This is a genomic window from Mycobacterium sp. E1386 (assembly GCF_001672745.1).
In the GTDB taxonomy this organism is placed as follows: Bacteria; Actinomycetota; Actinomycetes; order Mycobacteriales; family Mycobacteriaceae; genus Mycobacterium.
Genome location: NZ_LZKH01000180.1, coordinates 1 through 9,017, shown reverse-complemented (window position 1 = coordinate 9,017; position 9,017 = coordinate 1). Strand labels below are relative to the sequence as shown.

8 protein-coding genes are annotated in these 9,017 nt (G+C 65.6%); 1 reads left to right on the top strand and 7 read right to left on the bottom strand.

What is annotated here, in order from left to right; all coding sequences use genetic code 11:
- Window positions 1-184 precede the first annotated feature (184 nt).
- The 7 genes from A5709_RS28910 to A5709_RS18565 form a co-directional block, all read right to left on the bottom strand.
- Window positions 185-1,837 (bottom strand): ATP-binding protein, encoded by a 1,653-nt coding sequence (locus A5709_RS28910; protein WP_231987007.1) that lies wholly within the window; start codon window positions 1,835-1,837, stop codon window positions 185-187.
- 1,219 nt (window positions 1,838-3,056) lie between these two features.
- Window positions 3,057-3,242, bottom strand: coding sequence for a helix-turn-helix domain-containing protein (locus tag A5709_RS18590; protein WP_068121503.1), 186 nt, complete (start codon window positions 3,240-3,242; stop codon window positions 3,057-3,059).
- A gap of 288 nt (window positions 3,243-3,530) precedes the next feature.
- Complete coding sequence (locus A5709_RS18585) at window positions 3,531-4,661, bottom strand: site-specific integrase (RefSeq protein ID WP_068121499.1); 1,131 nt, start codon at window positions 4,659-4,661, stop codon at window positions 3,531-3,533.
- A gap of 566 nt (window positions 4,662-5,227) precedes the next feature.
- On the bottom strand, window positions 5,228-6,100 hold the full coding sequence (locus tag A5709_RS18580) for an NAD(P)-dependent oxidoreductase (protein WP_068121496.1): 873 nt from the start codon (window positions 6,098-6,100) through the stop codon (window positions 5,228-5,230).
- Between the two features lie 46 nt (window positions 6,101-6,146).
- Window positions 6,147-7,310 (bottom strand): thiolase family protein, encoded by a 1,164-nt coding sequence (locus A5709_RS18575; RefSeq protein ID WP_231987006.1) that lies wholly within the window; start codon window positions 7,308-7,310, stop codon window positions 6,147-6,149.
- Between the two features lie 8 nt (window positions 7,311-7,318).
- Window positions 7,319-7,747: a Zn-ribbon domain-containing OB-fold protein gene (locus A5709_RS18570; RefSeq protein WP_067760405.1), complete on the bottom strand. Its 429-nt coding sequence runs from the start codon at window positions 7,745-7,747 to the stop codon at window positions 7,319-7,321.
- A gap of 23 nt (window positions 7,748-7,770) precedes the next feature.
- Window positions 7,771-8,568, bottom strand: coding sequence for an SDR family NAD(P)-dependent oxidoreductase (locus A5709_RS18565; protein WP_067277377.1), 798 nt, complete (start codon window positions 8,566-8,568; stop codon window positions 7,771-7,773).
- Between the two features lie 228 nt (window positions 8,569-8,796).
- Between A5709_RS18565 and A5709_RS18560 the strand changes: the two genes are divergently transcribed.
- Window positions 8,797-9,017 (top strand): TetR/AcrR family transcriptional regulator (locus A5709_RS18560; RefSeq protein ID WP_231987005.1); only part of this gene is annotated, 221 nt, incomplete at its 3' end.

Sequence of the window (9,017 nt, the reverse complement as noted above, 5' to 3'; positions counted from 1 at the left end):
TCGACCGGGGGCAAAATCCACCGACCGGTTCCGACTGGTTCCCACCGGTTCCAGAACCGGTGAAAAAGAATGCGGTTGGCACAGTGTCTTTTGACTGTGCACCGTTTTCTGACTGGTTCCCCACTTAAGGGAACCGGTCGCGGGAACCGGTCGCGCATCGTCGAACTGTTAACCGTTTTCGCGGTCATGCGGCCGCCTCGTCCGAATCACTCCCGGAACCAGTCGGATCGGGCAGTCGGTAACCGACAGCTCCTCGCGCACCGGGCGCCTCAAGAAGTCGGCCCGCGACGACGAGATCGTCTACAGCGTCGCGGATGCGCGTCCGCTGGTAGCCGGCCCCGCCGCCTCGCAACATTGCGCAGAGCTTGTTGAACGAGTCCACCGAGCCGCCGGCCTTCGCGAGGTCACCAATTATCGCTTCGGCCAAGGGATCACCGCCCTCAATGGCACTCTGTCTCTGTTGGTCTGCGTCCCGCGGGGGGTAGAACCCCCATATCGCGGGGCTGTTCCCGGTGGCGTCGATGGCCAGCGCGCCGAAATACGACTTTCCAGGCACGCCGGTCTGGCGCCCATGGATGCGCAGCGTGCCCGGCCGGTCCTTCGTGAGATAGACATGCGACATGCCGCGCATACCGCGGCCGAACGGCTCCTTGTTCACTAGCACGAACCGCGCCCCGTCGATTGCATTCCCCTTATGGACCGTGCCGTAGGCGTCGCGGCGCGTGTGGTCGGTCCCCATTGGCAGGTGGTCGCAGGACAACACAGCGGCCCCTGCGCGAAGGAAGGGTGTCACTAGACGCCGCCGGACGTCTGACCAGCCCTCCGCGGCCTTGATCTCGGAGCCGTGCAACGCCATTGCCTCGTTAACCCCATCGAGCACAACTAGTGTCGGCTGTCGCTTGATTAGTGCAGCCAACCATTCACGGCGGACCTGTTCGGCCGGTCCTACGAACACCAGATGCGCACTGATGGCGTCGTCGCTCAACCCAAGGAACTTAAGGCGTTCGACGGTTGAGCTGGGATCCGCTTCCTCGAAGTGGATGTAGACGACGTCCTTGCGAGCGCGCATCTCGGCGGCCGCGCATAGCAGACAGAACCATGTTTTGCCGCTTTCGGTTTCGCCGACGACAGCGTGTTCGCGGCCTGCGTATACGCAGCGCTGTCCGTCGTCCCTGGCGATTCCTATTGTGGGTTGGGGCGGGGTAATTTCACCACGTAGGTACGGGCCGAGGTCGATCGGTTGCCATGTCGCACCCACCTGGTCTGTGTCGACCTCGCCGGCCCTGGCCTCCGCTTCGTAGAGCGGCCCATAACCGAAGTCGGTGCGGCCGTAGGCGGTCGGTGCCCTGAGTGCTTTCGTCGCGGCGCTCTTGTCCCCGCCGTGATGCAGCAGCGCATAGGCGTCGAACTTGTCGTACCCGCGTGGGGCGCCTGAAAACGATTGGTCAAACGGCGTGTTATCCGACCACACGTACAGCCTCCCATCGCGGATTGTGGCTGAGCACTGCGACGTTGCGGTTGGGTGGAGCCACCGCGCACCCTCGGCGTCGGGGTCAGCGTCGAGGCACACCCAGCCGTTGGGGAGGATGTCTCGCCACCTGTGCTCGGCGTTGAATTTGGCGATCACCGACTCGCCGGTGTAGCCGGTGGGTAGCCGCGTGACCGACGCCTCGGTATTGCGGGGCGCGGGCGGCGGCGGGTACAGCTCGTCGGCGGCGTCGAGGCGCTGCCCGGCTTCGGCCACGGTCATCGCTTGCGCCGCCTCGTTGACCGTGAGGGTAACCGGCACCGGGTGGTCGACGTCCTTGTAATTTGTGGTGCCGGGTGTGCGCAGCACTCTCGCGATGTCCCACACGGGATCTGGTTTTCCGGCGCCGTGTTTAGCGGCAATCGCGGTGGCGATTCGGCCAAACCGCTCGAGGAGTCTTTTGGCGGCCTCGTGTGTGAACACATCGGTGATGTCACCGTCGGTGATGACCCAATACAGGTGCTTGCCGTGACCGGAGCCGACGATCATCGACGGCGGCCCGAATAGCGCCGCGAGGTCGGCGATGACGGCTGCCTGCTGCCCCTGGGTGGTGTTCTTGTCGTCCATCTCGCAGTAGAGGGCCGTGAGGCGGGATGTCGTTGCGGCGGTTCCGCGCCCGCTTGTTGCGGTTGTCGGGTTAACACCGACCCAGCAGCACGCTTGGGCGGGCGCATTGTCTACCGCGGCGGGGAGTTCACTGACGCCGATGATGCGGGAACTGAACTTCCCGCCCGGCTGCTGATGGTTGAACGAAACCCGCTCCCCCGGCCGGTACAACACTCGGGCGTAGGCCGTTGAAGCGTGTTCGCGGCATGGGCTGCCCGGGAGGCAGAACCAGCAGTCGGCGCTGGCAGACAGTGGGGCGCTCATGCGGCATCACAGCCGCCGTAGTACTTGCCGGCGACCTCGTGGGCGCGGAGTTCGTCTGCCCAGCGACGTACGCCTGATTCGCAATATTCGCGAAATGCCGGATCGACCCGGCAGCGCTCAACCATGCGGTGCCAGTTGCGGATCCAGGGTTCGGTTACGCTGTAACCGCATTTCGAGCATGGTAAACTGGTGTTACTTGGTGATGAGGAGGTGCCCCGGTTCCGGCCGGGGCCTTCTTCTTTTGTTGGCGCCCGCATGGCGCTGCTCCTTCGGGTGATGCTCGCGGCCCGTCATTTATCGGCCTGGTGTGGCCCCGCGGAGCTTGTGAGTGAATTACGTTGCCGTCTAGGTCGTTAGGCGGCTCCGGCGGCTGGCGCCGGCAGCTGGGCCACGACGTCGCTCGTGTCGAACCAGACACGGTCGCCATAGTTCAGCGGGACGACGACTGGGGTGTTGGCTAGGGTTCCGGTTAGCCGCCCATGGTCATCGACGGCGTCGACGGCCACCCACATCGACTCACCCTGTGGCCAAAACAGTTTCACACGATCGCCGACCCGCGGGTTGAACACGGCCGGGTTGTCCGGGTCAGGTTCGGTGGGTGTGACTCGTCGGTCGCCGAAAGTGGCGAAGTCGCGCCAATCGACTGCGGTTACGGCAGTCACGCGGCGCCGCCGATGGGTGCGCCCATGGCGTCGAGGTCGCCGACCTTGATGCGGATTAGCTTTGGTCCGCAACGTCGGCCGGATAGCGCGCCCGACGCCAGCCAACGGCGGATCGTCGCGGGGTGCACGCCCTTGTATGCGGCCGCCTCGGCCGGGCTGAGTTCGGTTCTGGTGGAGGTCATTTTCGGCTCCTTGTGCGGATCAACTTGCAACCCAAGGTTAAGCACGGCGCATGAACGCGCGCAAATGCCGACTGGTAGTCATTAGCCTTTCCCACAGCGTATTTCGTTGTGTGCTGTTGCTGTCAGCGAATAGTGCCGCCTCGGCTCTTGCTCAAACGTTGGGCCCAGTTTGGGTCCAGTTGACCGCAGGGGAGACTTATAGGCGCTCCCGGGAGCGGATGCGAATGCTGTAATGGCTGACGAAAATCAGCGGGTCCAAAGTTCGAAACCCGCGGAGTATCGCCCCTGCTAATTTGCTGGCTGTTGCGCGAGCTTGGACAACGCTGCGGCCACCTCGGCGTCACGCCCGGCCGCTATCGACTGATAGCGCAACGATGCCTTGACGGTGCTGTGGCCGAGCCTATCCATCGTTTCGCGGAGGTTCCCGACGCGGGCGGCCGACGTGCCGGCGAAGTGCCGTAAGTCGTGAATTGTGGGTCGGGGGAGCTTGTCACCGTCGCGGCCGATGCCGTCCAACGCCGCGTTGTACGCCTCGCGGAACACGCGGTCGTTCAGGTGGCAGCCGCCCCGGGCGGCCGGAAACAGTTGCGACCCAGGCGCTTTGTCGACATACCGGGCCAGGTGCTCGGCGAGTGCTGGCCGCACGTGTGGTGGGACGACGACAGCGCGGCCGCGGCCCGACTTCGGCACATCGATACGACACTTCCCCTGCCGATGGGTGGCCCCGCGGGCGATCGTGATGGTGGCGCAGTCCTTGCCGACGTCGCGGCGACGCAGCTCGATCAGTTCCCCCCAGCGTGGCCCGCACCAGGCGGCCACCAGGATCAGTGCGCGCAGTTCGGCCTTGATCTCGTCGGCGAGCGCCGCCACCTCGGCGGCCTCGAGGATGACGGGCTGCCGCTTGGTGGGCGCGGCCATTGCCCGGCTGATGTGCGCTGGGTTCGCGGCCAGCAGCTCGTCGGCGACCGCGGTCGCCAGCACGGCGTGGAGCAGTTGGTAGGCGTGCGCCCGAGCGGTCGGCTTGGCCGTGTTGAGGCCGGAATACCACGACCGCACCGCGGCGCCAGTCACGTTGCGCAGCGGAAGCCGCCCCAGGCTGGTGTCGGCTATGTGGCGGGCCAGCGTGGACTCGTAGCCGATGCGTGTGCGTGCCTTGAGCGGGCGTTGCTCGATCCACGCGGCCGCATATTCGGCGACCGTGACGCCGCCGGCGAGGCGTTCCGCTTCGCGCTGGGCTGGCGGCGTCCAGGCATGCAGCTCGACGAGGCGGCGTTCATCCGATAGCCAGCCCTCGGCGTCTATCTTCGCGGTGAAGGTCGCTTTCGCGGTGTGGCGCACCAGGTCTGGACCGACATAGGATGCTTGCCACCGCCCGCTGGGCAGCTTGCGCAGCTTGCCCCATGATCGTCGGTCGGCCATCCGCTACCTTCCCGCCGTGCCCTGTGCGTGCACCAAACATGCTGATTCATGCTAACCCTTGCGTAGCTGTGCACATAACCTATGACGGGCATATCGGCAGCTAGAGGCGGGTTTCCGCAGCTAACTGTCGGTAATAGCACCGGATGGGTCGGCATTTTCGAATCCTGCCGGGGGCACTCACGGCGTGTCACCTCGGCTGATGGGTGACATTTTGTCTTCGCGTGTTGCCTGACAGTGGTTCGGTTGATCCTTTACACCAGGTTCGGTTGATCCTTGACACTCCCTAGATGAGGGAGTTGAGCGTGGCCGAACAGTCACGGGTTGACCGCGGCGCAGGCCGCCGACCAAGACCAGGGTGGCGCCTCACGAGGCTATGTTGCTGGTTGGCCCGATATGAGGTCGCTGGCCGGGAGGGCTGGATGCGGGCGCGCCAGGGGTCGCATCGGCCGGTGTCGTGTCCGCATCAGATGCCGGATGCCGTGAAGGCACGCGGATACGTCCACCTCCCCTGGACCTCGATCGAATCCAGCTCGCCAATCTGTATGCAGCGGAGCGGCGGTTCTTGATCACGGAGATTCGGTCACCGGGGGGCGTGGCACGCCGAGCCCTTCGGCAAGAGTCTGCAGAGCGATGTTCGCCAGCGGCAGATCCACTCCCACTTCCCCGCCGAGCCCCAGGGCAAGGCTGAGGTCCTTTTCTCCCAAGTCGCGGGTGTGCAGGAAGGGCTGGTAAAGAAAGTGGTCTGGGGCGAGCGGCTTGCTCATGTCATCGCGGAACATCATTGCACCGGTGCCACCGCTGTGTGCGTCAGTGTGGCGCACAACCCGGCTGAACGCTTGCACATCGAGACCCGCCAACTCGGCGAGCTTCATCGCTTCGCAGGCGGCCGCAAAAGAGGTGAAAGTCAGCATGTTGCGCGCCAGCTTCATCCGGGTCCCCGAGCCGGGTGCCCCCGCGTGAACCACCATCGACGCCCACTGCTTGAAGGCCGGCTTGACGCGCTCATAGACCTCGCGTTCGGCACCTACCATGACAGCCAGGTCACCCGTCTTCACCGCTTCCACGCCGCCGCTGACCGGTGCATCGACGACGTGAATGCCGTTCGGCTCCAATTCCGCGGCCAGTTCGACTGCGGTTCTGTGGTCTATCGTCGAGTGGATCGCGATGACGGTGCCGCGCTTGGCGCGCGGGGCGAGCCGCGCCACGACGTCGCGCACTTGCTCGTCGTTCAGCACCATGACACTGATGATGTCTGCGGCCGCCACATCATCCACGGTGTCGGCGACCTGCACTCCGGCGTCGGCGAATGACGTTGTTGCATCCGGCCTTACGTCGAAAACGATCAACCCGCCCGGCCAGCCGACCAGCCGCTTGGCCATGGGCGCACCAAGATTGCCCAGCCCGATGAAGCCCAACTTCGGCGCCTGATCTTCGGCCATCAACTACCTCCTCGGAGTCGCACGATCATTGTGCACGACGGCATTCTCAGGCCCGCCGCAGCAGCATCGCGGTGGTGCCGCTGTTGGCCGCCCCGACACCGACCGCGGCCAGCTTCGCGCCGTCGACCTGTCGCGCAGCCGCCTCGCCACGGATTTGCAGGCACGCTTCATGCAGATGTCCGAAGCCGTGCAGACGTCCTCCGGATAGCTGCCCTCCGGCAGTGTTGATGGGAAATTGTCCGCCCAGCGAGATGCGCCCCGGATCGGCGACCCACGCGCCGGATTCGCCGACCGGGCAGAAACCGAAGTCCTCCAGCCAGCAGAGCACGAAGACACTGAACCCGTCATACAACGAGGCCACGTCGACGTCGGCGATGGTGAAGTCGGTGCGATCCCAGATCGTGGACCAGCGCGAACTGATGCGGGTGATGTCTTCACCTCCCTCCCAGGTGAACCGGTCGTGGTGGGCGCAGTCGAGGGCCTCCACCGACACCCCCGGGTGGTCCAGCCCCGCGACGTGCTCGGCACGCGAAACGACGAATGCGGTCGCCCCGTCGCAGGCGATGTCACAGTCGAACATGCACAACGGGTCAGAAACCATGCGCGCGCCCAGATAGGCGTCCAGGTCGAGTGGGTCGCGATAGATCGCCGTGGGGTTGCGGGCGGCGTGGGCCCGTTGCGCGATGGCTATCGACGCGAGTTGCTCCCGAGTCAGGCCGTACCGCAGCATTCGCGCGCGAATCTGCAGCGCCGCCAGGTTGGCCGCCGTCGCACCAAATGGCATCTGCCAGCCCAGCATCCCGGCGGGGCGGCCGCCGCCAGACCCGTAGCCCTTGCGCCGGCCGGCGCCCTGAGCCGTGCCCTCCCAGATGCTGCGCCAACACAGGACGTGGTCGGCAAGCCCGCCCGCGACAGCGAGCATTGCGTCCACCACGGCGCCCAGCTGCCCAGGGGATTCCACTCCCCCGGCGACCCAGTTCGGCTGGATTCCCAGCGCGTCGTGGATGTCCCGCAACGACGCCCCCGAGAACCCGACGCCCGGTTGCGACGACCCGGGATATGTTGTGAGCCCGTCGATGTCGGCCAACGACAGACCCGCGTCGGCAACCGCGGCCAGACACGCTTCGGCGGTCAGCTCCAGCGGGTCCCGCCCCAGCCGGCGGCCGATTGCCGACTGACCGATACCGCTGATGACCGCCCGATCGGTCACCCCCTTATTCACCAGCGCTCCGGCTCGAACAATGGAATGAACACCTCGTCTTCACCGTCTAGGCATCGATCGAACGTCACCCGAACGGGCATGTTCGCGGTGACCTCGGCGGGATGAACGTTCACCAGGTTGGTCAGCAGGCGCGCCCTCCTGTCCTCGACCGGAGTGACGAATGCGATCAGATAGGGCGGCGCGAACCCCGGGAACCACTGATGGCGATTCACCGTCCAGGATTCGACGAACCCGCGGCCGCTGAGGTCGACATACTCGGTCGCCGCGTGGTCGACAGGGCACAGCAGCGCGGGCGGGTGGCACAACCGCCCGCAGTCGGTGCAGCGTTGCATGCGCAGCACTCCGTCGGCACCGGCGGTCCAGAAGGGCCGACTTAGAGCGGTCAGCGCTGGAACCGGCCGGGAAGTGTCTGGTATGTGAGTCATGGGGTATATAGGCGATTCGACTGCTAGCCAAATACTCCCGGCGATTGCGAGTAGTCCACCGTAGACAGTTCGGTCATGCCCCCATCGACGTGGAGCACCGTGCCGGTCACGAACGCCGCGTCGTCCCCCGCGAGGAAGGCCACGGCGGGCGCGATCTCCACGGGGCTGGCGCCGCGCTTCATCGGCGAGGCCGCGGCCGTCCGCGTGTAGTTGTCCCACTCGGTGCCGATCAGTTTCTCCTGGGCCTCCGTAAGGGCGAACGGGCACACCGCGTTGACGCGGATGCGGTGGCGAGCCCACTCGTTGGCGGCCACCTTGGTCAGCGCCGCCACCGCGCCCTTGGCCGCCGAATAGGGAGCGGTGTAGGCGATGCCGGCGAGGGCGGAGCCCGACACGAAGTTGATCACCGACGCCCGCCCCGACTCGCGCAGGAACGGGAAGCAGAGCTGCATGAACCGGAACGTAGCCTTGGGCCCCGTGGCCTCGGAAAGCTCCCAATCCTTATCGGTGACCAATTCCAGCGCCTTCGGCATGGCGAAGAACTGCGCCGCGTTGACCAAGACGTCGATGCGGCCGCCCCCGGTTTCCGCCGCCTCCTGAACGGCGGCTTCAATCGCATCGCGATGGGCGACGTTGGCCCTGATGAAGGAGGCCCGCCCGGAATTGCCCCGAATGCGCTCGACGCGCTCAAGGCCCTTCTCCCCGTTGAGATCGACGATCGAAACGTGAGCGCCCAGGCTGGCCAACTCCTCGGCGATGGCCCCGCCCAACCCCTGAGCCCCGCCGGTAACCAGCGCGTATCTGTCCTCGAGACGAGACAAGACCACTCCTTGCTGCGATGTAACAATGGAACATTAAGCGTTCAATTATCCAATGATTGCAGATCGCCGCGGCGGTGCCTAGTACACCCGCCTCGAACCCCCGCCGTGCGAAGGACCCAGGGGTGCGGCAGTCTTCGCAGGGCCGGTGCGGCTCCCGGGCGCAAAGCCGCACGTCGCGTAGCATGAAGAGCTGAGATCACCGCCCTTGGCCTTCGTAGGAGTGAGATGTTGACTGATCCGGTCACCAGCGAATCGGCGGCCGGCGCCGACGTCGACCGCCGGGACCAGATTCTCGACGCGGCAAACGAATGCTTCGCCCAGCTGGGCATCCAGCGCACCAGTGTGCAGGACGTGGCGCGCATGGCGAAGGTCTCGCGGGGCACGGTGTACCGGTACTTCGAAGACCGCAACATGCTCATCGACGCCGCGATCGAATTCGGTGCGCAGCG